General features: G+C 71.8%; 19 protein-coding genes. 13 read left to right on the plus strand and 6 right to left on the minus strand.

Annotation, left to right across the window (positions count from 1 at the left end; translation table 11 throughout):
- From LQ51_RS33415 to LQ51_RS16295, 12 genes are all read left to right on the plus strand, one after another.
- On the plus strand, positions 1-1,086 hold a 1,086-nt coding region (locus LQ51_RS33415), incomplete at its 5' end, for a hypothetical protein (protein WP_046566676.1).
- 10 nt (positions 1,087-1,096) lie between these two features.
- Positions 1,097-1,675, plus strand: a complete 579-nt coding sequence (locus LQ51_RS31310) for a CIS tube protein (protein WP_052744906.1) — start codon at positions 1,097-1,099, stop codon at positions 1,673-1,675.
- On the plus strand, positions 1,675-1,986 hold the full coding sequence (locus LQ51_RS16250; RefSeq protein ID WP_046566678.1) for a LysM peptidoglycan-binding domain-containing protein: 312 nt from the start codon (positions 1,675-1,677) through the stop codon (positions 1,984-1,986). Before LQ51_RS31310 ends, LQ51_RS16250 begins: the two co-directional genes overlap by 1 nt.
- Entirely contained in the window at positions 1,986-3,113 is a 1,128-nt protein-coding gene (locus LQ51_RS16255; RefSeq protein WP_046566679.1) for a phage late control D family protein, read from the plus strand. Before LQ51_RS16250 ends, LQ51_RS16255 begins: the two co-directional genes overlap by 1 nt.
- A 9-nt stretch (positions 3,114-3,122) precedes the next feature.
- Positions 3,123-3,869: a phage baseplate assembly protein V gene (locus LQ51_RS16260; protein WP_052744907.1), complete on the plus strand. Its 747-nt coding sequence runs from the start codon at positions 3,123-3,125 to the stop codon at positions 3,867-3,869.
- 10 nt (positions 3,870-3,879) lie between these two features.
- Positions 3,880-4,281 carry a hypothetical protein gene (locus LQ51_RS16265; RefSeq protein WP_046566682.1) on the plus strand — a complete coding sequence of 134 codons (402 nt, stop codon included), beginning with the start codon at positions 3,880-3,882 and terminating at the stop codon, positions 4,279-4,281.
- A complete protein-coding gene (locus LQ51_RS31315) occupies positions 4,278-4,649 on the plus strand; it encodes a GPW/gp25 family protein (protein WP_052744908.1) in 372 nt (123 codons plus the stop codon). Before LQ51_RS16265 ends, LQ51_RS31315 begins: the two co-directional genes overlap by 4 nt.
- Complete coding sequence (locus LQ51_RS16275; protein WP_046566684.1) at positions 4,646-6,139, plus strand: baseplate J/gp47 family protein; 1,494 nt, start codon at positions 4,646-4,648, stop codon at positions 6,137-6,139. Before LQ51_RS31315 ends, LQ51_RS16275 begins: the two co-directional genes overlap by 4 nt.
- Positions 6,136-9,234: a phage tail protein gene (locus tag LQ51_RS16280; protein WP_046566686.1), complete on the plus strand. Its 3,099-nt coding sequence runs from the start codon at positions 6,136-6,138 to the stop codon at positions 9,232-9,234. The genes LQ51_RS16275 and LQ51_RS16280 overlap by 4 nt, the downstream gene beginning before the upstream one ends.
- A gap of 13 nt (positions 9,235-9,247) precedes the next feature.
- On the plus strand, positions 9,248-9,805 hold the full coding sequence (locus LQ51_RS16285) for a hypothetical protein (protein ID WP_046566688.1): 558 nt from the start codon (positions 9,248-9,250) through the stop codon (positions 9,803-9,805).
- Between the two features lie 23 nt (positions 9,806-9,828).
- Entirely contained in the window at positions 9,829-11,742 is a 1,914-nt protein-coding gene (locus LQ51_RS16290) for a DUF6519 domain-containing protein (protein ID WP_046566692.1), read from the plus strand.
- A 20-nt stretch (positions 11,743-11,762) separates the two neighbouring features.
- Complete coding sequence (locus tag LQ51_RS16295; RefSeq protein ID WP_046566696.1) at positions 11,763-14,426, plus strand: vWA domain-containing protein; 2,664 nt, start codon at positions 11,763-11,765, stop codon at positions 14,424-14,426.
- A 110-nt stretch (positions 14,427-14,536) separates the two neighbouring features.
- Here LQ51_RS16295 and LQ51_RS16300 read toward each other — a convergent pair whose 3' ends face one another.
- The 6 genes from LQ51_RS16300 to LQ51_RS34560 all read right to left on the minus strand — a co-directional run bounded on the left by LQ51_RS16300 (position 14,537) and on the right by LQ51_RS34560 (position 23,019).
- The gene (locus tag LQ51_RS16300; protein ID WP_046566698.1) at positions 14,537-16,213 is read right to left on the minus strand and encodes a GH39 family glycosyl hydrolase; all 1,677 of its coding nucleotides are present in this window, start codon (positions 16,211-16,213) and stop codon (positions 14,537-14,539) included.
- Positions 16,206-17,894 (minus strand): glycoside hydrolase family 43 protein, encoded by a 1,689-nt coding sequence (locus LQ51_RS16305; protein WP_046566700.1) that lies wholly within the window; start codon positions 17,892-17,894, stop codon positions 16,206-16,208. Before LQ51_RS16305 ends, LQ51_RS16300 begins: the two co-directional genes overlap by 8 nt.
- Positions 17,894-19,420: an alpha-N-arabinofuranosidase gene (locus tag LQ51_RS16310; RefSeq protein ID WP_046566701.1), complete on the minus strand. Its 1,527-nt coding sequence runs from the start codon at positions 19,418-19,420 to the stop codon at positions 17,894-17,896. Before LQ51_RS16310 ends, LQ51_RS16305 begins: the two co-directional genes overlap by 1 nt.
- A 10-nt stretch (positions 19,421-19,430) precedes the next feature.
- Complete coding sequence (locus LQ51_RS16315; protein WP_255352238.1) at positions 19,431-21,449, minus strand: glycoside hydrolase family 127 protein; 2,019 nt, start codon at positions 21,447-21,449, stop codon at positions 19,431-19,433.
- Positions 21,424-22,419 carry a LacI family DNA-binding transcriptional regulator gene (locus LQ51_RS16320; protein ID WP_197087782.1) on the minus strand — a complete coding sequence of 332 codons (996 nt, stop codon included), beginning with the start codon at positions 22,417-22,419 and terminating at the stop codon, positions 21,424-21,426. Before LQ51_RS16320 ends, LQ51_RS16315 begins: the two co-directional genes overlap by 26 nt.
- Positions 22,420-22,548: 129 nt before the next feature.
- A complete protein-coding gene (locus LQ51_RS34560; RefSeq protein WP_156313129.1) occupies positions 22,549-23,019 on the minus strand; it encodes a glycoside hydrolase N-terminal domain-containing protein in 471 nt (156 codons plus the stop codon).
- 112 nt (positions 23,020-23,131) lie between these two features.
- On the opposite strand from LQ51_RS34560, the gene LQ51_RS16325 reads away from it, so the two are divergent.
- Positions 23,132-24,802: an ABC transporter substrate-binding protein gene (locus LQ51_RS16325; RefSeq protein WP_046566704.1), complete on the plus strand. Its 1,671-nt coding sequence runs from the start codon at positions 23,132-23,134 to the stop codon at positions 24,800-24,802.
- Positions 24,803-24,980: the final 178 nt, after the last annotated feature.

Consider the following 24,980-nt stretch of genomic DNA (forward strand, 5'->3'; position numbering starts at 1 on the left):
GCCATCGCCGGCTTCGTCTGGCTGCTCGGCAAGGCGTTCCAGCAGGTGACCTCGGATCTGGAGAAGATCGTCCCGCAGCTCAACTCGTTCTTCACCTCGATCGGCAACCTGATGACCGCGCTGGCCCGGTTCTCCCCGGGCGAGATGGTCACCATCGCGGTGGGCTTCCTGCTGATCGCCGGCTTCGTCTGGCTGCTCGGCAAGGCGCTGGCCACCCTCACCGACCAGGCGATCAAGGCAATCGATCCGCTGGCGAACTTCTTCACCGCGATCACCGCGCTGATGAACGCGATCGCGAAGTTCTCCCCCGGCGAGATGTTCCAGATCGCGATCGGGTTCGTCATGATCGCCGGCTTCGTGTGGCTGCTGTCGATGGCGATCAACACGCTCACCCAGCAGGCGGTCGACGCGCTGCCGGGGCTGGCGACGCTGATCGAGAAGCTCACCGCGCTGGCCTCGACGCTGGCGAACATGACCGCCGGTGACATGGTCACCATGGCGATCGGCCTGGTCCTGATCGCCGGCTTCGTCTGGGCGGTCGCCGCCGCCCTGGTCTACGCCGCCGGCCCGCTCGCGACGCTGAGCAAACTCTTCGACAGCCTGGGCAGCGTCCTGACCACCATCACCGACATCGCCGGCGGCCTCTGGGACGTACTCGGCGACATCGGCGGCGTGCTCGGTGACGTGGCCGGCGGCGTCGGCGACTTCTTCGGCGGGATCGGTGACGCGATCGGCGGCATCGGCGACTCGCTCTTCGGCTCCATCGACCTGAACGCCATGGTGAACCAGGCCACCCTGGCCGCCGCGCCACCACCGCCCCCGGCGGGGGCCGCTGCCGGGGGCGGCGTCGGGCTGGGCGCGCTCGCCCCCGGTGGTGCGCTCGCCGCGGCTCCCGTCGGGGGCGCCACCAGCGTCGACCAGACCGTCAACGCGGGCGGCATCAACATCAGCATCACCGCCGACCGGCTGGAGGCCGACTCCGCGCAGCTGCTCACCGACGACATCGTGGCCCAGCTCCAGGCCCGCCTGGGCGCGCTGCGGTCCACCCAGGACTTCCAGGCCGGCGCGCGTCCGGCGACGGCGTGAGGAGGGACAGATGAGCAACCTGCACCTGCGCAATCCGGTCCGCGGCTTCCTCGTCAGCGTCGGCCTCGACCCGGAGATCCTGGTCCAGTTCCAGTACAACCCGGACAAGGTCACCGACAAGCGGTCGGTCAGCTACGCCACCCTCAACGCGCCCGGCATGCTCATGCCGGTCCGGCAGTACAGCGCCGGCGGTGAGCGGACCCTGTCGTTCACGGTGGTGGTCGACGGCCTGTTCAAGGGGCCCGCGGACGACGAGATCGACGTGGCCCGCGACGAGCGCGGCGGGATCGGCCCGGAACTCAACAAGTACCGCGCGTTCGTGCACCCGCGCACCGAACGGTGGCAGGACGCCAACGGCGCCCCGGACGGCTTCACCGGCCTGTACGCCGGCGCGGAGACCGTCTTCGCGGCCCCGCCCACCTGCCGCTTCGGCTTCGGCGAGCGGGTCGTCGACTGCGTGGTCACCGAGGTCAGCATCACCGAACAGCTCTACAACCCCGACCTCGACCCGATCCGGGCCGAGGTGCAGGTGACCCTGGCCGAGTTGACGCCGTACAACCCCGACCCCGCCGCCGGAGGAGCGATCTGATGCCGATCCCGCCGAGTTCCCGCTTCGCCGGCCTGCCGGTGCTGGAGGTCGTCGCGCCCGACGGCAGCCGCCGGCACGTGCTGGGCCTGCGGCTGCACACCACCGGCACGGCCGGCACCGAGACGCACCGGGTCCGCCAGGGTGAGCAGATCGACCTGATCGCCCGCCGGCGCCTCGGCGACGAGCAGCTCTGGTGGCGGGTGCTCGACGTCAACCCGGTGCGCTACCCGCTGGACCTGACGCCGGGCGAGCAGCTGCGGCTGCCCGACCCGGGCCAGGCCACCCGGGCCAGCCGGGCGAGGAGCTTCTAGTGACCGCGCCGGGACTGCCGGCCCGGGTGCCGTACCTCTCGGTGGTGATCGAGGGGCAGGACATCACGCCGTGGGTGACCTCGGTGCAGGTCATCGAGGACGACCGGCTCGCCGACAGCACCACGATCACGGTCAACGATCCCCGGATGATCTACGCGGACGCGCTGATGGAGGGCTGCGTGGCCGAGATCGACCTCGGGTACGCCGAGCCGGGCCAGCACGCCCTGCTGCTGCGCGCGCTGATCACCAAGGTCGAGTTGACCTACCCGGAGAACGGCGTGCCCCAGGTGAAGATCAAGGGCGAGGACAAGTCCATCGAGATGGGCCTGGTCGAGAAGAAGAAGAACTGGACCAGCACCACGGTCAACGCCATCGTCCGCAAGATCGCCCAGCCGTACCGGTTCGCCGACGTGGTGGCCGGGCTGAGCCCCGACCCCCGGGTCACCCGGGAGAACCAGGACGCCAAGACCGACCTGGCGTTCCTGCAGGACCTGGCGAAGAAGTACACCGCCAAGTGCTTCGTCGAGCTCGACGAGAACGAGCGGGAGGTCCTCTACTTCATCCCGGACCGGCGGATCCTGCACCTGAACCGGGCCGACAAGCTGGTTCTGCGCTACCGGCAGGGGCCGGGCAGCAACCTGATGTCCTTCAGCCCGGCCTTCGACGCCAGCTACATCGACCGGGTCAAGGAGGTCAACGACATCGACGACGGCGGCCGGGCGGTCAACACCCCGCCGCAGCCGCCGGTGGAGGTGTTCATCTGGCCGCTCGCCGCCGACCTGGGCAGCCGGGCCAGCCGGGTCGACCTCGACCGGATCGACGCGTTGTACGAGGTCGGCGTGCAGGCCCGGGAGAAGCTCCAGCAGGAGCTGGCGAAGCCCCGCCCGACGACCGGGGCGGTCGCGGCCAACCAGCAGAAGCTCGACGACGAGACCGGCGCGCTGGAGTCGCGACGCCTGGGCATGTCCGCCACCGGCACCACCCTCGGCTCGATCTGGATGCGGGCCAAGTGCAACGTCTCGATCACCGGGGTGCACGAGCGGTTCGCCGGCGACTGGTACGTCACCGGGGTCACCCACACGATCGACAGCAGCGGCTACAAGACCGACTTCAAGGCCGTCCGGTGAGGGGGGACCGTGGCTGACCAGTACTTCGGCAAGTACAGCGGCGTCGTCAAGGACAACCGGGACGCCGACAAGCTCGGCATCGTGCAGGTCTCCGTGCCCACCGTCTTCCCCGCCGAGGAGCAGGTGCCGGCGCGGGCCGCGCTGCCGTACGGGATGTTCTTCGTGCCGGAGAAGGAGACCAACATCTGGGTCGAGTTCGAGGGCGGCGACAGCAACAGTCCGCTCTGGACCGGGGTGCAGCACGTCCCCGGCAGCTGGGCCCCGGAGGCGGCGAAGAACCCGCCGACCGTGCGGGCGTTCAAGACCGCGGCCGGCCATCTGCTGATCTTCGACGACACCGACGGCAGCGAGTCGGTCGTGCTCACCGACGGCGTCAACGCCCACCGGCTCACCTTCGACGCGGACGGGGTGGTGCTCACCGACGGGAAGAACAGCCACTCGATCACGCTGGACGCCAACGGGATCACGGTCACCGACGGCGTCAACCACCACGAGATCGAGCTGGGTTCCAGCGCGGTCACGGTGAAGCACGGCGCCGGGGTTGCCAAGGTGACGCTGGAGGCGGCGTCGGCCAAGGCCGAGGCCGGGGCGGCCAAGGTCGAGCTGGGGCCGGCCGGCGCGACCGTCGACGGGCCGGTCATCATGCTCGGCGCCGGGGCCAGCCTGCCGCTGCTGCGCCTCGGTGACCAGGGCATCGGCAACCTGGGCGCGCCCGTCCCGATCACCATCACCACCCAGACCAAAGTGATCGCGTGAGGGGTGGGCGATGACTCTCGGGCCGGACAAGACCACCTGCGCCACCGAACTGCGCGAGGCGATGCGCGCGCAGCTCGACACGATGGACCCGCCGCAGGGCGGCAACGTCGACAACCCCCAGGTGAAACCGAACTTCGACGCCCTCGGCGACGGGGTGTGGCGGATCCTCACCCAGGACGCCGAGACGATCAGCGCCGCCGCGCAGGACCCGACGTTCTGGGCCTTCCTCGCCGCGCTGCGCGTCGAGGTGGAGCAGTTGCGGGCCTTCGACGCGGGCCTGCGTACCGCCTTCGCGGCCTGGGATCCGACCCTGCCGGCCAGCGGCGCCACGCTCAAGGCGGCGATCGCCGCGCTGACCGTGCCCGCCGCCACCCCGACCGCGCCGACCAGCCTGAACGGGAGGATCCGGTGACCACACTGCGGGGCATGGCGATGCCGTTCCGGATCACCGCCGGCGGCGTCGCGCGCACCGAGGGGCCGCGGAAGGTCGCCGACGACCTGCGCCACCTGCTCTCCACCCGGCTCGGCGAGCGGCTGCTGCGGCGCGGCTACGGCGGCGGCGTGCAGCACCGGCTCCAGCAGCCCAACGACCACACCCTGCGCACCCTGATCCGGCACGAGATCGAGCAGGCGCTGCGCAACCACCTGCCCCAGGCGCGGCTGACCGGCCCGGTCCGACTGACGCACGACGAGTCCGAACTCACCGTCACCTTCGACTACGCCATCGACTCCACCGAGGTGGCGCAGCGGGTGGCACTGAAGCTGCCGAGGTCGTCATGAGCGAGGTACGCGGACTGCCCATCGACTACACCAACCTCGGGTACGAGGCGCTGCGGGAGTCGATGCTGGCCATCGCCCGGCAGACCCTGCCGGAGTGGACCGACCACTCGGAGAACGACCTCGGCGTCCTGCTCATCGAGTTGTTCGCGTACGCGGCCGACGTCACGCTCTACTACCAGTCCCGGATCGCCGCGCAGCTCTTCCCGGAGACCAGCGACGAGCCGGACGCGCTGGTGCAGCTGCTGCGGCTGCTCGGCTACGAGCTGCGCTCCGCCCCACCGGCCACGGTCGAGCTCGCCGTCGCGGTGGACGCCGCGCAGCCGCTGCCGGTGACCGTCCCCGCCGGCACCGCCTTCCTCGCGCAAAGCCCGACCGGCGAGCGGCAGCAGTTCGAGGCGGTGCGCGACACCACCATCACCGGCGCCGGCCTCGGCCCGGTGGTGGCGGAGAACCTGCGCTGGTTCCTGCCGGTCACCGCGGTCGAGGGGCGCACGGTCACCGACGAGCTGCTGGGCGTCTCCGACGGCGCCCCCAACCAGCTCTACCCCCTCGGCGAGGGCCCGGTCATCGGCGGCTCGGTCACCGTCACCGTGGCCGGCCCCGGCGGCCCCACCCGGTGGCAGGAGGTGCGGTCGCTGGCCACCGCCGGTCCCGCCCAGCGGTGCTTCGCCACCCAGCGGGCCGCCGACGGCCGGGTGACGCTGCTCTTCGGCGACGGCGTCAACGGCGCGGTCCCGCCCCGGGGCAGCGCGCTGGACCCGGTGGAGCTGCTCGCGACGTACCGGGTCGGGGGCGGGCCGCAGGGCAACGTGCCGCCGGGCACCACGTTCACCTCGCCGGTGAGCGCGCTGCGCCGGATCGTCGCGCCGGCCGGCGGCACCGGCGGCGCGGCCGCGGAGAGCATCACCGGCGCCCGGGACCTGGCGCCCCGGCTGTACCGGGCCCAGGACCGGGCGGTCACCGCCGACGACCACGTCGAGCTGGCGCTGCGTACGCCGGGCGTGGGCAAGGCCCGGGCGGTCGCGCTGAACTGGAACGACGTGCTGCTGTACGTGGCGCCCAGCGGCCGGGTCGAGCAGCCCTCGGAGCTGCTGCGCCGCGACCTGCTGGCCGCCTTCGAGCAGTCCCGGATGGCCGGCACGGTGCTGCGGGTGCTCGGCCCCGAGCCGGTCGACGTCTACTTCGCGGCCACCGTCCGCGCCGAGCCGTACTTCCTCCAGGAGGACGTGCGGGCGGCGGTGACCGGCGCGGCGGCGGACCTGATCGCCTTCGACCGGGTCGACTTCGGCGAGCCGATCTACCTGAGCCGCCTTTACGACGCCCTGCAGAGCCTGCCCCAGGTGGCGTCGCTGACGGTCACCCAGTTCAGCCGCTCCCCCGACGGCGGGGTGGACGCCGACGGGGTGATCGAGCTGGAGCCGTTCGAGCTGGCCCGGCCCGGCTACGCCGAGACGATCCGGCTCGTGATCACCGGTGGCGTGCCCCGATGAGCCCGACGACTCTCGACCGCAGCCCCACCCGGGCCCGGGCCGTGCCCCGGCTGCTCGGCCGGGAGATCGAGCTGACCTGGACCAACCCGCCGGTGTCGGCGTTCGGCGGTGGCTTCCTGCTGGGCGTACGGGTGGTCCGCCGGGAGCGGACGTTCCCGCTCGACCCGGACGACGGCGTGGTGGTGCACGACGAGACCGCGCCGGTGCTCGACCGGCTCGTCGATACCGGCCTGACCCCGCTGACCCGCTACTACTACACGGTCTTCTGCTACGACGGCACCGACTTCCACGCCGGGGACGGCGCCCGGGCCAGCGCCCTGGCCACCGACGAGCACGGCCTGGGCGAGCGGCTCTACCGCCTGCTGCCGGCGGTGCACCAGCGGGAGGACCACCCGTTGCGGCCGGACGAGGTGCACGCCCTCGACCCGGGCGTGCAGGAGGCGCTGCGGGTGCTGCCGCCGCAGCTGCGCGGGGCCGGGCAGCTGCGCCGCTTCCTCACCGCGGCGACCGCGCCGCTGGGCCTGATGCGCAGCACCGCCGAGGCGCTGCGCCAACTGCACGACGTCGACCGGGTCGCCCCGGAGTACCTGCCCCTGCTGGCGGCCTTCCTGGACTGGCGCACCGACCGGACCCTGCCGGTCTACTCCCAACGCAACGAGGTGCGGGCCGCCCCGCACCTCTACCGCAGCGTCGGCACCGTGCCGAACCTGCGCTCCATCGTCACCCGCTACACCGGTTGGCAGATCCAGGTCGCCGAGTACGCGCAGCACCTCACCCGCGCCCACCACGCCCCGCAGCAGAACGTCTTCGCGCTACGGGAGACCGGCGCCGGCTGGGTCGCCGCCGGCGACGCCGCCGACCTGCTGGGCTTCGCGCCGCCGAACACCGGTGCCGGGTCGGCCACGGTGACCGGCACGACCAGCGGGCCGTTCCCGCTGCGCGCCGGCATGGAACTGACGGTCAGCACCGACGGGGCGGGGCCGGTCACCGCGCGGTTCGCCCGGGGCGACGCGGTCAACCTCGCCGCGGCCACCACCGCCGAGGTCGCCGCCGCGCTGAACCGGCAGTTCGTCCACCTGACCGCCACCGCCCTGCCGAGCGGGCGGCTGCGTCTGGACGCGCACGGCGGCACGCTGCGGGTCGAGGCCCCCGAGTCGAGCCTGGTCACCCTGGACGGCGCGCCGCGCGGGCGGCTGTCGGTGGTGCCGGCCGGATCGTCGGCGTTCCGGCTGTTCCACGCCGTCGCCGATCCGCTCGCCCCGGTCGACAACCGGGCCGCCCGCCGCGCCGTCGCCGGGGACGCGTTCCCCCGGCCGCCGGTCGCCGGGGACCCCGGGCGCCCCGTCGACGGGCCGGCTGCCGCGCCGTTCGTGCCGGCCGAGCCGGTCGGCCAGCTCCAGGTCAAGCCGTACCGGGACGGGCAGTGGGGCAGCTCGACGCCGCTCTTCCCCGGTGGCGAGCCGGCCGCCGCCGCGCTGCCCCCGGCCGGGCCCGGGCTGCCGGCGCGGATCCTGCTGACCTGGGTGGACCGGCCCGGTATGCCGGACGCCCGGATCCTGTTCAGCGTCGGCACCACCACCGACCCGGCCCCCGCGGTGCTGACCGGCCGGGCCGGCAGCCCCTTCCCGATCCCGCACGGCTCGTTCCTGCTGGTCCGCGACGGCGCCGGCCGGGCCCGGGCCGCCCAGTTCGCCGCCACCGACTTCGCCGACCCGGCCGCCCCCTCGATCGGGGACGTGGCCGCCGTGCTCAACAGCCGGCTCGCCGGGCTGCTGACCGCCTCGGCGGCGCCCGGCGGCGCACTGCGACTGACCTCGGTGCTCACCGGCGGCGACGCCCACCTCGAGGTGGACCTGGCCACCTCCACGGCCGCCGCCGCGCTCGGCTTCGGCCCGGACAACTGCCGCGCCACCGGTGACTGGGGTGACCGGATCGACTGGCGCGAGCCGCAGCCGCTGCCGCTCGTGCCGGCCGGACGCCTCGCCGACCTGGCCGCCTGCCCCGACGACACCCCCGGCACGGTGCGTCTGGCGTACGCCCGGCACGACGGCACCGCCTGGCAGGTCCGCACGGCCCGCTTCGACGGCACCGCCTGGAGTGGCGACGAGGCGCTCACCGCCGGCCCGCTGGCCAGCCGGGAACCGACCCTCGGGCGGGACCCGGACGGTCGGGTCTGGGCGGTCTGGGCCCGGCAGGGCGCGGTCGGGGCCGCCGGCTGGTCGCTGCGGCAGCGCAGCCGCCCGTCCGGCGGGGCGTGGGGCGCGGAGACCGCGCTGACCCCGCCGCCCGCCCCGGACACCGCCGGTGACCGGGAGCCGGGGCTCGCCGTCCGCCCGGGCCTGCCGCCGCTGGTGTTCTTCCGCTCCGACCGGGGCGGCGGCGCCGATCTGTGGTCGGTGCCGGTGGGCGGTAGCGCGGCCCGGATCACCGCCGGGGCGCCCGCGGACACCTGGCCGGCCCCGGTCGACGTCGGCGGCACCCGCTGGCTGCTGCACCGCAGCGACCGTTCCGTCGGGCACGACACGGTGGGCGGCGCGGGCGGGCAGCGCACCGGCACCCTGCACCGGTACGCGGGCTCGACGACCGTGGTGCTCGGCGACGTCGACCGGCTGCGCCGCCGGCGCGCCTGGGACGACCTGGTCGCGTACACCCCGCATCGGCCGGACGGGGCGAGCACGGCGCGGCCGCTGCGCGAGGACGAGATCTACACCCGGGGCACCCTCGGCCTCTACCTCACCCAGGCCGTCTCCGGGCTGCTCGACGAGAGCATGGCCGAACGGCTGCGCGCGGTGCTGCGCCGCTTCCTGCCGATCAACCTGCGGGCCGTGGTCTGGCTGGCCCCCCGCGCCGACGTGGAGTACGTCTACCCGGCCGGGGCGGACCTGCTCGACACGTACCGGGACAAGCATCCCGACATCGACCACCTGAGCGTCGGCGAGGGGCGGGTCTCGGTGCTGCTGCCCGGCTGGGGCGTGCTCGGCAGCGCCCAGCTCTCCACTCCCCCGCCGGCCGATCCGGAGGCCCGGGGGGTCACCGCCGACCCGACCGACCTGACCAGCCTGCGCTGGCGCACCCACCACCCACCGCTGCAGTGACAGGGGATCTGAGATGACTTCCGACGACCGCATCGAACGCCCCGCGGCGGGCCTGTACGGCCAGTTCCGGGACGTCCTGTACGACGCCGACGGCGAACCACGGTGGGACCGCGGCTGGGTGCGCAACACGATCGTGACGGACTTCCGGCGGCTGCTCGCCGGGTTCGTCCGGGGCACCCCCACCACCGCGGAGTCGGTGCTCGGCCTCGCCGTCGGCGCCGGGCTGCCCGCCTGGGACGCGAGCGGCCCGCCGCAGCCCTCCCCCACCCAGGCCGCGCTGGTCGACCCGCACCCGCACCTGGTGCCCCGGGCGCAACTGCAACTGGACTACATCGACCCCGCCACCGGCACCATCTCGGCCACCCCCACCGGCACCCTCCAGCTCAAGGCGCTGCTCGGGCCCGCCGTGCCGGCCTGGCCGGACGGCAACCACGCCACCAGCACGCTGCGCGAGTTCGGGCTGGTCGCCCGCCTCGACGGCACCCAGGTACTGCTGAACTACCGCACCCATCCCGCCATCGCCAAGGACCCCGCGAGCACCCTCGAGCGGACCATCTGGCTGGTGTTCTGACGATCCGCGAAGGAGGCGACCAGATGGCCGTCATCACCGCGAGCACCTTCGATCCGCTGCTCGCACACGTCAACGTCCGGCTCCAGCAGGGTGTCCCCATCGTGGACGCCGACTGGAACACCCAGGACGACATCCGCAAGTTCGAGCTGCGCGCCTTCCTCAAGTGGTACGTGGGTGACGGCGTGCCGGAGGGCAACGACGGGTTCCGGATCGGCACCGGGCCCGCGAACAGCTTCACCATCCGGGCCGGCGTCCAGGGCCCCGGCGGCAGCCTGCCCAACGCCGAGGCCGCGCTGCGGCAGGTCGGCCGGTTCATCGTGGACGGCCTGGACGTGTTCCTGCGCTCGGACGTGAAGTTCGACCAGCAGCCGCTGCACGAGAGCCAGCCGGGCGCGGCGGCGCTGGCCGCCCGGCTCGGGGTGCCGGTGGTCGCGAAGCTGGACACCCCGGCCACCGATCACCGGGTGCTGGTGGAGCTGGACGTCTGGGAGCGGCTGCTCACCCCCGACGAGGACCCGGGGCTGATCCACACCGGGCTCGGGGTGGAGACGTGCGCGCGGACCCGCCGCGAGTGGGTGGTCCGGGCGTACCCGGAGACGACCCCCGGCCCGCACCTGCCCGGGCACTCGTACGCCACCCTGGCGGTGCTGCAACGCTTCACCGGGCAGGACGTGGTGGCCGACGGGCAGATCATCGACCGCCGGCAGCGGCGGCTGCTGCTGCCCCCGGCGAACCTGGTCACCGACCTGCTCGGCGTCGACCCGTACGACTACCGGGCCGGGCAGGGCCGCCCGCCGATCAGCCTGCGGGAGGCGATCAACGCGCTGCTGGCCGGGCAGCTGCCCACCACCACCGACCTGTCGGTGTCGCCCGGTCCCGGCTCGGACACCATCCGGCGGGCCTTCGTGCTGGACTCGCAGAACGGGCTGGCCGCGTTCTGGATCTCGCCCCGGGTCGGCAGCGTGAACCAGATCTTCGCCACCCGGATCGACCTGGCCGCCCCGGACGCCGGTTTCGCCCCGGCCGTCGCGGTCACCAGCGGCACCACGCACGTCGAGCCGACCGCGGTGCCGCTGCCCAACGGCGAGTTCCTGGTGGCGTACCAGAACGGGCTGCTCAGCAGCGCCAGCACCGACGTGGTGTTCAAGCGGGCCACCCTCGCCGGGCTGGCCGCCGCCCCGGAGCAGGCGCTGTCGGCGACCGCCGGCACCGCCGACGAGACCCCGTTCGGGGTGCTGGCCGGCGACATCGTCACCTTCTTCGTCCGGCAGGCGGCCACCAACACCTGGTTCTTCCGCCGCTACCGGCACACCGACAGCACCTTCCTCGACGCCACCCCGGTGGCGCTGCCCGCGCCGGCCGCCGCCGGCGTCGCCGGGGGCCTGCATGCCACCGCCGCCGGGGGCGTCGTCTGGTTCGGGTACGTGACCACCGCCGGCAACACGATGACGCTGGGCCGGCTCACCCCCACCGCGCCGGCCGCGTCGGCGGTGGACCACGTCATCCCGGCGCCGCTGGCCGGGACCGACCCGTTCGTGGTCGGCGTCAGCGCGACCGAGGCGATGGTGTTCTACAAGGACACCCAGGTCAAGGTGGTCAGCGCGCAGAGTGGCAGCTGGCAGACCGGGGCGATCGTGACCGTGCCGGGCAGCGACGCCGACATCCAGCCGGCTGCCGCCCGGGACGCCAACGGCACCTGCTTCCTGCTGGCCACCCGGCCGGTCACCGGCGCCGGCAACGAGGTGTTCCTGCGCCGCCGGGATCCCGCCACCGGGGTGTGGGGCTCGGCGCAGCAGGTGATCTCCAGCCCGTCCAACGACCAGAACCCGCACCCGCTCCTCGTACCCGGCCAGGGGATCTGGGTGCTGTGGCGCAGCGACCGGCCCGGCGCCGGCAACTTCGACCTGTACGCCAAGCGAATCGTCACCGCCATCTGACGCACCGGAAAAGAGGCAGCATGCCCGCCATCTCACCGAACACCCCTGCCGCGTCGAGCTACACCGTCTCGAACTCCAGGGCGTTCGTGACCAACTCCCAGCTCGACTTCAACAACGTCCCGCGCACGTTCACGGTGTCCTACCCGGACCCTGCCCCGGCGGGGCTGACCCTCACCCTGGTCCGCATCACCGCGCCCGGCGGCTCGGTGGACCTGGACGCGCTGGCCACCGCCGGCACCGTGGACAGCGCGAGCATCGCAGGGCGCGACGTCAGCGCCACCCGCAGCAGCGGCGGCGGCGTCACGCAGCTCACCTGCAACATCCAGGACCCGTCGGAGTCCGGTGTCCTGGACGAGCACTACGAGGTACGGGCCGCCGCGACCGCCGCCGTCACCTGGGGGTACGCGGTCGACAACGCGTTCAACTCCAACGTCATCCGGCTGGTCTGCGACCCGGTGGCCGCCTACAACGGCCTGCCGTCGAAGCTGCTGGAGAAGCAGCTGCTCACGGTGACGGCGCAGGGGGCGGCCGGTCCCGCGCTGACCCCGACGGTGGTCCGCAACACCAACCCGGCCAACGGTCTGGTGCTGCCGGCCCCGGTGCCGACGTACCAGTTCGGCCACCTGGGCGCGATCGCGATCCAGGGGCTGCCGTCGCCGGTCGGCACCAGCCAGACGTACCAGCTCACCGACGCGTTCCTCAACCCGGTGCCGCTGCCCGGCGTGTACGCGCCGACCCCGGTGACGTTCACCGTCGACGTGGTCTACCCGGGCATCGGCGGCCCGGCTTTCCTCACCGGCCACGGCACCGGCACCACCTCGATCACACCCCGGCCGCAGCGGGTCCAGCTGATCCTCGACCGCTCCGGCAGCATGGGCGCCGAGCACCGCTGGGACAACGCGAAGACCGCCGCCCGGATCTTCGTCAACTTCTTCGGTGAGTTCCGCGACGGCGTCAACGCCGACGACCGGATCGGGGTGACCGTCTTCGAGGACAACAACTGCTCGTTCCGCAACTCCGGCCCGGCCGGGCCGCCGTTCATCACCGACGTGGTGCCGTTGGGCACCCCGGCCGCGGTGGCGGCCGCCGACCTCAGCGGGCCGGTCTTCGGCTCCCCCGGCGGCTGCACCCCGATCGGCGACGGTCTCTTTTTCGGGCTCAAGAAGCTGGAGGCGGCGGGCTTCCCGACCGATGTCCGCTACACGGTGGTGCTGCTCACCGACGGCGACGAGAACGCCGGCACCATCAAGATCGGACCCGGCGCGGAGCCGGGCAACCCGAAGACCTGGGCGCAGGCCAAGCTCGACCCGGACATCGACCAGATCACCGGCCCGAGCACCGACCTGAACCTGTTCACCATCGGGCTGGGCTCGGCGCCGAACTTCACCGTGCTGAACAACCTGGCCGCCGCCGGGCACTTCGCGGCCGCCTTCACCGTCGGCACGCTGATCGACCAGTTCGCCACGATGTTCTCCCTGTCGCAGGAGGCCAACAAGCTGCTGACCCGCTTCACCCGGGTGGTCGGCGACCCGGTGCCGCCGGCCCCGCTGACCGAGGTCTTCTTCGACACCAGCAACGCGCAGAAGTTCGGCGTCGCGATCCTCAAGACCCTCGACCCGCCCACCCCGGCCGACGTGATCGACACCGTGGAGATCGCCCGCTGGGACGGCACCACGTTCGTGGTCGAGAAGATCGTCCCGGCGGACTTCGAGGGGCACTTCTACCTCGGCGTACCCGATGCGAGCGCCTTCAACGACGGCACCGCGACCTGGCGGGTGCGGCGCTTCCACGGCGCGGCGGTCAAGCCGATCGCCCTGGAGGACGTCTTCGCCTTCGAGGACCTGCACGTGAAGTCGTCCCTGGCGCTGGACCACAAGGACTACCTGACCGGTGACGAGATGCAGCTGGCGGTGGAGATCCGCAAGGACTTCGCGCCGGTGCGCGGGGCCACCGTCCGGGCCGTGCTCGACGCGCCCGCCGAGGGGATCGGCTCGCTGCTGGCCGGCCTCAACCGGGACGACATCGTCCGCCAGCAACGCCGCAAGGGCGACGGCAAGGACCGTCCGCGCGGCCGGGGCGCGCTGATCGACGCGGTCCTGGAGAAGTACGGCTGGGACGGGCTGCCGCGCTGCAACCCGGACCCCGGCGGCCTCTTCGTCGACGGCACCGACCTGCTGCACGACGTCGACGGCGACGGCATCTACACCAACACCTTCGCCAAGGTGCACGTCGAGGGCGTCTACAACTGGACGCTCTTCGTCAACGGCGTGGACGACGACGGCAACCCGTTCAGCCACCGGCTGGACCGGTCCACGCTGGCGGCGATCAGCGTGAGCCGCAAGGCCACCGTCATCCGGCGGGAGACACTGAAGATCGCCGAACCGTCGCTGACCGCGGTGAAGGTGACGATCACCCCGCAGGACGACTTCCAGGAGCTGCTCGGCCCGGGCTTCGACGACACGGTCGTCTGGGCGATCAGCGGCGAGGGGGCGGTGTTCGCGCACGTGCGCGACCGGCAGCCGCCGCCGGTCAACACCGACGGCACGTACACCCGCACGGTGGTCTTCAAGCGCGGCACCAAGCCGACGCTGCGGGTCTCGGTCAACGGCGTGGTCCTGCCGACGATCTCCCTGGCCCCCGGCAAGTCGGCCGGCGACCGGCGGGAGCCGCGCACCAGCGCGTGATCCGATCGGCACCGGGGTGGCAGCCGCCGCCACCCCGGTGCCTGCCGGACAGCGCAGGCGTCCGTCGACGGCAGCGTTCCCGCCGTCGCCGGCGGCTGCTGGTCATGGCCTCATCCTGCCTGGCTCGTCGCTCCCCGATCCGGGCGCCGGCCGCCGGGGAGCGTCGGCGCGACCGAGGCGACCGCCCAGGCGGGCAGCGTGAGGTCGATGTCCAGGACGCCGTCGTCGTCGACGGTCAGCGTGCTGCGGTGGAGGCCGTCGGCGACGCGGCGCAGCTCGGCGGTCTGTTCCCGCGTGATGTTGAGCGGAGCGCCCATCTGGTACCAGGCCTCGGCGACGTTCCCGTGCTCCCAGTCGAGGATCTCCACGGTGAGCTCGGTGCCCGGGCGCAGCCCCTCGACCCGGTGCCGGACGCGGCGCTCCGGGCCCATCTCGGCGAGGGCCCGCGTCTCGGCGTAGCCGTTGCGGGACGCGAGCCCCGTCGTGCCCATCTCGGCAGGGTAGTTGTAGAAGATGGCCGCCACGTCACCCGTCGCGGACGAGCGGGTGATAGCGCCGTCGGGCAGCTCGGCCAGGAGGCGGTCACCGAGGCGATTGAGCATGGCCATCGCGTGGAACGTCGGCTTGTGCAGGCCGTTCTCGTTGACGAACCCGAAGCCTCCGTGAAAGGGGCCGATGCCGCCGCCGCCCTCCTCGAACACGTCCGTGAAGGTCCAGTAGGAGATCGAGTCCGCCAGCGGCGCGCCCTTGAGGAACGCCCGGACGATGTACGCGGCGGCGAAGAGCGTGTCGTGGATCGCGTCGCGGCTCGACGGCGAGGTCGACCACTCGGTGATGTGCACCTCGGCGTCCGGGTACGGGCTGTTCTCGATGATCGTGCGCAGGACCTGCAGGTCGACGTACGTGGCGTCCCTCTGGCGGGTGATCGCGTTGACGTTGCCCAGGGAGTCCGCCGCATAGTCGGTCGGGTACAGGTGGGTGGAGACGAAGTCGACCGGCAGCCCGCGCTGCGCGCAGTACTCGATCAGCTCGTGGATCCACACCGGCTGCCAGTCGAGCTCGTCGGGGTCGGTGGCCACCGCGGTCTCGGCCTCGAGCGACGGGTCGTGGGTCTCTCCGGCGTAGCGGGCGTCGGGGACGAACACGCTCGTCGCGGGGCCGCCGACCCGCAGCCGGGGGTCGATGGCTTTGATCGCGCGCGCCGTGGCCTCGTACAGCTCGAAGTACTCGGTGCGGGTCCCGGTCCAGAAGTTCGGCACGAGGTTCGGCTCGTTCCACACCTCGAACGGCCACTGCCGCACCTCGTCGATGCCGTACCGCTCGATCCAGTGCCGCACGGTGGCGTCGACCAGCGCGACCCAGCGGCTCATCTCCTTCGGCGGGCTGCAGTGCGCCTTCCACCAGAACAGCGTCTCGGTCTGGGTGGCAAGCTGGCGCGGCATGAACCCGAGCTCCACGAACGGGCGGGCGCCGGCGTCGAGGATCGCGTCGAACACCTTGTCGACATACGCGAACGTGTAGACCGGCTCGGGCAGCGGCTGGTTCGGGCCGAAGCCGCCGCCGTTGTCCGTCCGGTAGACGAACATGTCGTCATGGAACAGGCCGTGGAAGCGCACGTGCCGGGCGCCCAGCACCTGGACGGCCTCGCGGAAGTGCGCCTGCCAGTCCGCCCGCAACGCCTCGTTCGCGCGGCCAGCACCGACGCACTCGTTCCACACGTGGTGCAGCGGTACCTCGGCGGGCGCCTGCCCGTCGATCAGCAGGGCTGACGTCGCCTGCTCAGTCATGGACAGCTCCTTCTCTCGGTCGGCGAGTAGGGTTTGCCAGCCCGGTGGTGGCGCTGACCCGGAACCAGTCCACGTCGACGTATCCCCCGAGCTCGGCGGTGGCGTAGTTGAAGAGGGCGAACCGGTACCCGGTGAAGTGCGCGAGGTCGTACCGCATCCGTATGGTGTCGCCCAGCCACGTCCAGTTGCTGCCGTCGTACGAGTACGCGAACGACGCCGTATCGACGGCGTCCCGGAAGTCGACGTCCGCGCGCAGGTAGACGACGTCCGCCCGCAGCGGCACCGGTGCGCTGGTGAAGGCGATGACGCCGTCGCCGCCTGCCCGGCCCATCACCAGGCTCCTGGTCCCCGCCTCCATCGTCACCGCGATGTATCCGTACTTGCGCTGGTAGGCGGAGATGCCTGCGACGTCCCCGTTCTTCATGTGCGAGACGTCCAGCGAGATGGCGCCGGAGCTGGTGGGTCCGAGCGTGCGTTGGGTGAGCGTGTTGCGCGCATCGAGGATATTCGAGGCGACGCTGCCCGTGGTCAGCCGCAGGTGTCCGGGCCGCTCGGTGAGCGACCAGAACCGGTTGTCCGGGTTGTGGTTCCACTGCCAGTGGAGCCCCAGGTTCGACCCGTTCCATGCGTTCTCGGCGGACGCTGCCAGGAGGTCCGCGTTGGCCGTGTTCCAGTGGCCCGCACGCTCAACGAGGTTGTCGAAGTCGTCCGAGGCGACGACGGCGGCGCCGTCACCGGCCGTCCGCGCGGCCGCCGCGGGCGCTTCCGGATGGAGATCGAACACCGGCCACCCGTCGTCATCCCAGGTCACGCCGACGAGCTGAGGCGAACGACCCAGCGGGCCCTCGTCCTGGAACAGCATGGCGTACCACTGCCCGTCGGGCGTCTGGACGACGCCACCCTGGGCCACGCCGGTTCCGGGTCGGCCCCCGACCGTCACGCCCTGGCTGAGCACGACGCGGCCCTCCCACACGCCGCCCGCCGACTGCGGCGTCAGTGACGTCGACCGCCACAGCACCTCCTGGCGGATGCCACCCGACGGCCACTCGATCATGAAGACGTAGTAGTAGTCCCCGATCTTGTACGCGTGAGCGCCCTCGGCATTCAGCCCGCTGGTCTGGTCGACGTTGGCGTCCTCGACGAGCCGCGTCGCCGGGCCGTCCCACGCAAAGGTCCCGTCCTCGTGTCGCCGCAGCCTGCGCAGGTCGATCGACCCGCCACCGTAGACAAGCCAGACGTCGTCGCCGTCGAACAGCAGCGACTGATCGTGGGCGTACCCGTCGAGCACCGACCTGGTCCACGGCCCGCGCTCGATATCGGGAGTCGAGTAGAGGTACGTCCGCCGCGTGGTGAGGCTGCCGACCGACACGTAGTAGGTCCCGTCATGGAACCTGATGCTCGCTGCCCAGCTGCCCTGGCCGTACGCGTCCTGGCCGTTGCGCAGCGCCAGCGCGTCCGTGTCGTCGAGGATCGCCGCGGTATACCCGGCGATGGACCAGTGCACCAGGTCGCTCGAGCGCATGATCGGGACGCTCGGCGCGAAGTACATAGTCGTGCTGACCATGTAGTAGTACCGGCCGTCGAAGACGACGTCCGGGTCGGGCACGTCCGCGAAGATGACCGGGTTGGTGAAGTCCACCCCCGCCCCGCCGTCGCGGATGTTCAGGTCCGGTCGGTCCATCAACGCAGCTCGAGCGCCACGGTGACGTAGGAGTGGGCGGGCAGGTCCACCTCGAGCCCTCGGGGGTGGGGGCGCACGCCGGCATGGTCGGTGGGGGCGACGGCGTCGAGCTGCTCGGGGGTGTTGTGCGCGTCGAGCGCGGTGGCGGTCAGCACCCGCGCGGTGTGCCCGACGACGTCGCGGCCACGCAGGTCCAGGACGAGGATGCGATCCGTCTCGGCGTCGAGGTTGGACAGCGACACCAGGGCGGTGTCGCCCTTGGCCGACGCGGACGCCGAGACCAGCGGCAGCTCGGTCCCGTCGACAGCGCGAGTCTCGACGTCGCGCAGGTGCACCGCGAGGGAGGCGGCGTCGTGGTGGCCGGTGTTCATGGCGAAGACGTGGTACGTCGGGGTGAGCACGAGCGCCCCGGTGTCGGGGTCGGTGAGGATCATGGCCTGGAGCACGTTGACGGTCTGGGCGATGTTCGCCATGACCACGCGCTCGGCGTGCCGGTGGAACGCGTCGAAGTGCACGGAGGCGACCAGGGCGTCGCGCAGCGTGTTCTGCTGGTACAGGAAGCCGGGGTTGGTGCCCTTCTCCACGTTCCACCACGTGCCCCACTCGTCCACGACCAGGCCGACCTTGCGGTGCGGGTCGTAGCGGTCCATGACCGTGGAGTGCCGGGTGAGCAGCTCCTCCATGCGCCGGGCGCGGGCCATCGTCACGTACCACTGGCCGGTGCTGAACCCGGTGGCGTCGCCCTTGTCCGACCACGACCCGGCCATCGTGTAGTAGTGCAGCGACACGGCCTGGAACGGGCCCGCCGGCGCGGCCGGGTCCGCCGCCAGGTCGTCGAACGAGCGCAGGAGCGTCTCGGTCCAGTGCAGGTCGGCCTCGTTCGCGCCCGCCGCGATCCGGTACAGCAGGTTACCGCCGTGGTTGCGGGTGTAGGTCGCGTACTGCCGGGCCAGCGAGGCGAACTGCTCGGCGCGCAGGTTGCCGCCGCAGCCCCACGCCTCGTTGCCCAGGCCCCAGAACGGCACCCGCCACGGCTGCTCGCGCCCGTTCGCCCGCCGCAGCGCCGCCATCGGTGAGTCGTCCGCCCGGGTCAGGTACTCCACCCAGTCCGACATCTCCGCCACCGACCCGGACCCCACGTTCCCCGACACGTACGGGTCCGCGCCGAGCAGCTCGCAGAGGTCCATGAACTCGTGCGTGCCGAACGCGTTGTCCTCCACCACGTCGCCCCAGTGCGAGTTGACCATCCGCGGGCGGCTCTCGCGCGGGCCGATGCCGTCACGCCAGTGGTAGTCGTCGGCAAAGCAGCCGCCCGGCCAGCGCAGGTTCGGAATCGAGATCGCCCGCAACGCCTCGACCACGTCCGAGCGGATGCCCCGCACGTTCGCGACCGGCGAGTCCTCACCCACCCAGAAGCCGCCGTAGATGCACCGCCCCAGGTGCTCGGCGAAGTGCCCGTACACGTGCCGGCTGATCGTGGCGCCGGGCAGGTCGAGGTCGATCACTGCGGTCGTGGTCGTCGTCATGGTCTTCCCATCAGTTGCGTGTTCCGTCATTGCAGGCCTCAGCGCGAGGAGCTCGCGGAAGCCAGACGCGCATCGGGCCGGCGGCGCGGTTGCCCCAGGCCGAGAACGGGATCGCTGTCACCGGGTGCTCGTCGCCGAACTCGGTGGCGGTGTCGGGGCCGTAGAGGCCGTCCGCGGCGTTGATCACGCGGCACCTCAGGACGAGCGTGTCGCGCTCGCCGACGGTGATCGGCGCGGAGGGCAGGACCGCGAGGTCGTCGACGTCGAGCGGTGCGTCCAGGTCCGCCTGCTCGACGCAGTAGACAACTGGTCCCCGTTCGACGGCCACCGCTCCGCGCAGCGCGTCGACGCGGTGATGGGCGGTGGTCAGCCGCGGCGTCAGGTCGAGGTCGAGCAGGTAGCGGGCGCCCGGCTCCAGCGGCGCCCGGGCGTAGCCGTCGCCGTCGCACTCGCGAGGGCCGTCGGGGCCCACCAGGGTGGCGCGCGACGACCATCCGGGGATGCGCACGGACAGCTCGGCGCCGGGGACGACGTCGCCCTCGACGCGGATCTCGACCCGCCCGTCAACGGGGTAGCCCGTGACCATCCGGACCGTGCCCGTCCCGAGTTCGGCGGGCAGGTCGACCTCCGCGTCCGCGAGCTGGTGGAGCCAGAGCGCGCCGTCGGTGACGGTGGCGACGTAGGCGCTCAGCTGAGCGACGGTGCGGGCGATGTTCGGTGGGCAGCAGGCGCACACGTACCAGGGCGCCCGCTCGCGGGGCGCGTTCTCCTCCGAGTGGTGGTCGCGCCGCTGCTGCAACGGGTTGGCGTAGAAGAACCGGGTGCCGGTCGCGTCCACGGCGGCCGCGAGCGCGTTGTGCACTTCTCGCTCGATGGTCTCCGCGTACCGGGCGGTGCCGGCGCCGCCGTCGGCCAGGAGCATCCGCCAGGTCCACAGCAGGTCGGCGACGGTGGCGCACGTCTCGGCGTAGGCGCGCTCGGACGGCAGCTCGTAGTCGTCGCCGAACGCCTCGTCCCGGTGGCGGGACCCGAACGCGCCGGAGAGGTACATCTTGCGGTCGTGCGCGCTGTTCCACTGGGCGTCCATGGCCCGCAGCAGGGAGTCGTCGCCGGTCTCGACGAACACGTCGGTCACGCCGGCGTTCAGGTAGAGCTGCCGGACGGCGTGTCCGACGGCCGCCGTCGACTCGCGCACCGGGCGGTGGTCCTGGAAGTAGTGGGCTCCGAGCGACCCGGCGGGCAGCAGTCCGTGCCCGCGCAGGTCGATCATTCTGGATGCGAGGTCAAGGTACGCGCGCTCCCCCGTCAGCCGGTACAGCTCCACCAGCGCCGTCTCGATCTCGGGGTGTCCGCAGATCCCGTCCTCGCCCCCGGGACCGAACCGCTCGACGAGCAGGTCGGCGAGACGGCGGGCGACGTCGAGCAGGTCGGTGCGTCCAGCGGCGCGCACCAGTGCGACGGCCGCCTGGATGAGGTGCCCGGCGACGTACATCTCGTGCGTCCACTCGAGCGCCGCGAACTTCTTCTCCGGTGCGACGCCCTGAATCCACGTGTGCACGTACCCGGAGGGCTCTTGCACGTGCGCCACCAGGGCGATGACGTCGTCGAGCCATGAGTCGAACGCGCCCGTGCGGGTGCGGGCGATCTCCCACGCGACGGCCTCGATCACCTTGTAGAGGTCGGAGTCGGCGAACACGAGGCCGCGGAACTCCGCGTCCGACTCCCCGAGGAGCCGGCGGAAGTTGTCGAGGACACCGGAGACCTCCAGCTGCTCGATGCAGTGCGGGATGGTGGCCTCGCCGTTCCGCTGCTGCCAGGCTGCCAACGGACCCCCGACAAGGCGCACGGACGGGATCGGCAGCGGCCGGTGCCGCGTCCCGGCGATCGGGGACGCGGGGACGGCGCGCACGGCGAAAGTGCGCGCAGGGGCGCTCACGGCATGGTCTCCTTCGACCGAAACGGGCTGGCGGGGCGCGCGGCGTTCCGCGCATGGGTGCGCGGCCCTACGCGCCACCGCGGGTGGAGCCACGCACCACGAGCCGGACGGGCGCGACGACGTGCTCGGCCGGGCCGGTCCAGCCCGCCATTTGCCGGTGCAGCAGACCCACCGCGGTCTCGGCGACACCTTCATGGTTCGCATCGACGGAGGTGAGGCCGGGCGGGAGGAAGCTCGCCATGTCGAGGTTGTCGAACCCGGCGAGCTGGACGTCGACGGGCACCCGAAGCCCGCTCTCGGCCAGGGCCGCGACGGCGCCGAGCGCGATGACGTCGGTGACGGCGAAGACGCCGTCGAAGGGCAGACCGGACGCGATGACGTCGAGCAGGGCATCTCGTGCGGCCGCCGGCGTGTAGGTGGCGATGGGCACGACATAGCGTGGGTCGACGTCGAGGCCGGCATCGAGAAGTGCGCGCTCCCAGCCAATGCGGCGGTCCGACGTCATCATGTGCGCGGTGTCGAACGTGCAGCCCAGCGCAAGGATGCGCCGCGAGCCGTGCTCGATCATGTGCGCCGTCGCGAGGCGGGCGCCCTCTTCGTTCGCCAGCCGCACGTGGTTGAACCGGTCGGGCACGTCACGCTCGCCGAGCAGCACGATGGGCTTGGAGCTGCGCACCCGGTCCAGCTGGTCGCGGTCGAGGCCGGCGACGGACAGCAGGACGCCGTCGTAGAGCTGGAGTCGCGCGACGCTCAGCGCCGCCATCTCATGCTCCGGGCTGCCGCTCGTCCGCTCGAGGACGAGGTGCCGGCCCTCGGCCTCGATCAGCGGCGCGATCTTGTCGGCGACCTCCCCGAAGTAGTCGTGGAAGCTGGGCACGATGAAGGCGACGGTGTCGGTCCGTCCCGCGCGTAGGTGTCGCGCGGTCAGGTTGACCTCGTACCCCAGAGCCTCGACGGCCGCCATGACCCGGGCACGGGTCGGCTCGCCGACCGGGAGGCGCTCGTTGAGAACGTTCGACACGGTCATGGCCGAGACGCCCGCCGCGCGGGCGACGTCCGCCATCCTCACCATGCATCCTCCCTCTCGCGACGTTCTGCCAGCTCAGCAACCACCTCTGGCGATACACTGGCCGCCCGGCCACACCGCGGGGCGCCGTCATATTATCGATAAAATGTTTCCTGGCAAGTACGTTCACCGAGCTGACGAGGGCCGGTGAGCCCGTGACGGGGTCGGCACCAGCCCGCGCCTAGGCGCCACCACGGTCACCGTCCCCGCTCGTCCGGGACCCCCGCCACGACGAGGGCGAACCTCATGCCGGCGTCGACGAGGCCGTCCTCGTCGACAGCGGACACGAAGGTCTCGAGCCGGACACCGGTACCGGCGTCGGTGACCGCGACCGCGGCGGCGCCACATATCCCGGGTCGCAGCCAACGCCGGGGGCGGCGGTCCCCCGGACCAGAGCGTGTCGAGGTTGAGGTCGAGACGCCCGGTGTCCGGGCGACCGTGAACGGCGGCGCCCAGGGCACGGTTACCGACCAGGTAGCAGTCGGCGAACCCGTCGGCGGGGGCGTCGTTCTGAACGGTGCGGCGCCTGAGGCTCGTTGCGATGTGGACCGAGACATCGACGTCTCGCTGCCTGCGCAGGTCTTGACGGCACGCGATCCCATCTCTACTTTATCGCTAAAATCGCGACGGAATCGCGACGGGGTGACGGACCTGAGGCCCGCACAGCTTCCGGCCAACATCGCCCGGACAGTTTTCTCGAAGGAGAGACATGAAGCGTGACCTCAGAGCCGGCGTCCTGCGCCGGACCGGGCGGCCGCTCACCGTGGCCGTCGCGGCCGCGGTGCTCGTCGCCCTGACTGCCTGCTCGTCGGAGAGCGGGGACAAGGGTGACTCGGCCCTCACTGACGCCGCAGCCATGAAGAACTACGCGGCAGACACGACGTTCAAGGCGTCCGAGCCGGTGAAGTTCTCGATGCTCTGGACCGACTGGCCGGAGAACCCGGTCAAGCCCTCGTGGCAGATCTTCAACGAGATCAAGACGCGCACCAACGTCTCGCTGGAGCTGACGAACATCCCGTTCAGCGACGCGAAGCAGAAGCAGAGCCTGCTCATCAGCTCGGGCGACGCACCGCAGATCATCCCGCTGGTCTACACCGGGGACGAGCAGCAGTACGCGGCCGCCGACTCCATCCTGCCGATGAGCGACTACGTGAAGTACATGCCGAACTTCCAGAAGTACGTGCAGCAGTGGGACCTGCAGCAGATGATCAACAACCTCCGCCAGGACGACGGGAAGTACTACATGGTCCCCGGCCTGCAGGAGGTCTCAGTCCCGACCTTCACGCTCGTCATCCGCAAGGACGTCTTCGAGCAGGTCGCCGGGGGCGTGCCGCAGACCTGGGACGAGCTGCGCAACGCCCTGGTGAAGATCAAGGCGAAGTACCCCGACTCCAAGCCGCTCGCGGACGGCTTCGAGGGTGCGTCGATGCTCAACTACGCCGCCCACGCGTTCGGCACCGTCGCCGGTTGGGGCTTCGGCAACGGCACCCAGTTCGACGAGGCGAGCGGCAAGTTCGTCTACGCCGCCACGTCGCCCGGCTACAAGGCCATGGTCGAGTACTTCCACGGCCTGGCCGCTGACGGTCTGCTCGACACCGAGTCGTTCACGAAGAAGAACGACGGTTCCGGCACCGTGACCGACAAGTTCGCCCAGGGCAAGGTCTTCGCCGCGTCCGGCTCCAACGGCACGGTCAACGACTTCTCCACCGCGCTCGATGCGGCCGGGCAGAAGGGCAAGTACCAGGTCGTCGAGATCGCCCCGCCGGGCGGTCCTGCTGGCCAGATCGTCGAGCCGCGCAACTTCTGGAACGGCTTCATGCTCACGACGAAGGCCAAGGACGACCCGCACTTCCTCTCGATGCTGCAGTTCCTGGACTGGCTGTACTACAGCGCCGAGTCCCGTGACCTGCTGCGCTGGGGCGTGGAGGGCCAGACTTACACGAAGTCGGGCGACAAGTACACGCTCAAGCCCGAATACTCGCTGAAGTCCTTCAACATCAACCCCAACGGCAAGACGGACATCGGCACGGACCTCGGCTACTCCAACAACGTCCTGTCCGACTCGACCGAGTCCCGCGCGCTCAAGGTGAGCTACAACCCGCCCGCATACGTCGACTACATCAACTCCGTCCTGTCGACGCGCAAGCCGCGTGCCCCCTTCCCGCCCGCTCCGCTCAACGCCGAGGAACTCGAGCAGGCCGCGCTGCTCGCGACGCCCCTCAAGGACACCGTAGACACCAACACCCTGAAGTTCATCCTCGGCGAGCGCCCCATGAGCCAGTGGGACGCCTACGTCAACGAGCTGAAGGGCAAGAACCTCCAGGGCTACCTGGATCTGATCAACGGCGCCTACGAGCGGTTCAAGAAGAAGAACGGCTGAGGCTCGACCTCGTCGGTCCGGTGGGGCGCCACCCGGCGCCCCGCCGGACCCTCCGCTTGAGGGGTTGGACATGGAAATCACAGACGAGCGCGCCGACGACGTTCTGGTAGCCGGTAAGGCGGCGAGCCCTCCACGAGCTTGGACGGCGCCGGCCCGCTCCATCAGCTCACGCCTGCGG

It is taken from the genome of Micromonospora sp. HK10 (assembly GCF_000982955.1).
Lineage (GTDB): Bacteria > Actinomycetota > Actinomycetes > Mycobacteriales > Micromonosporaceae > Micromonospora.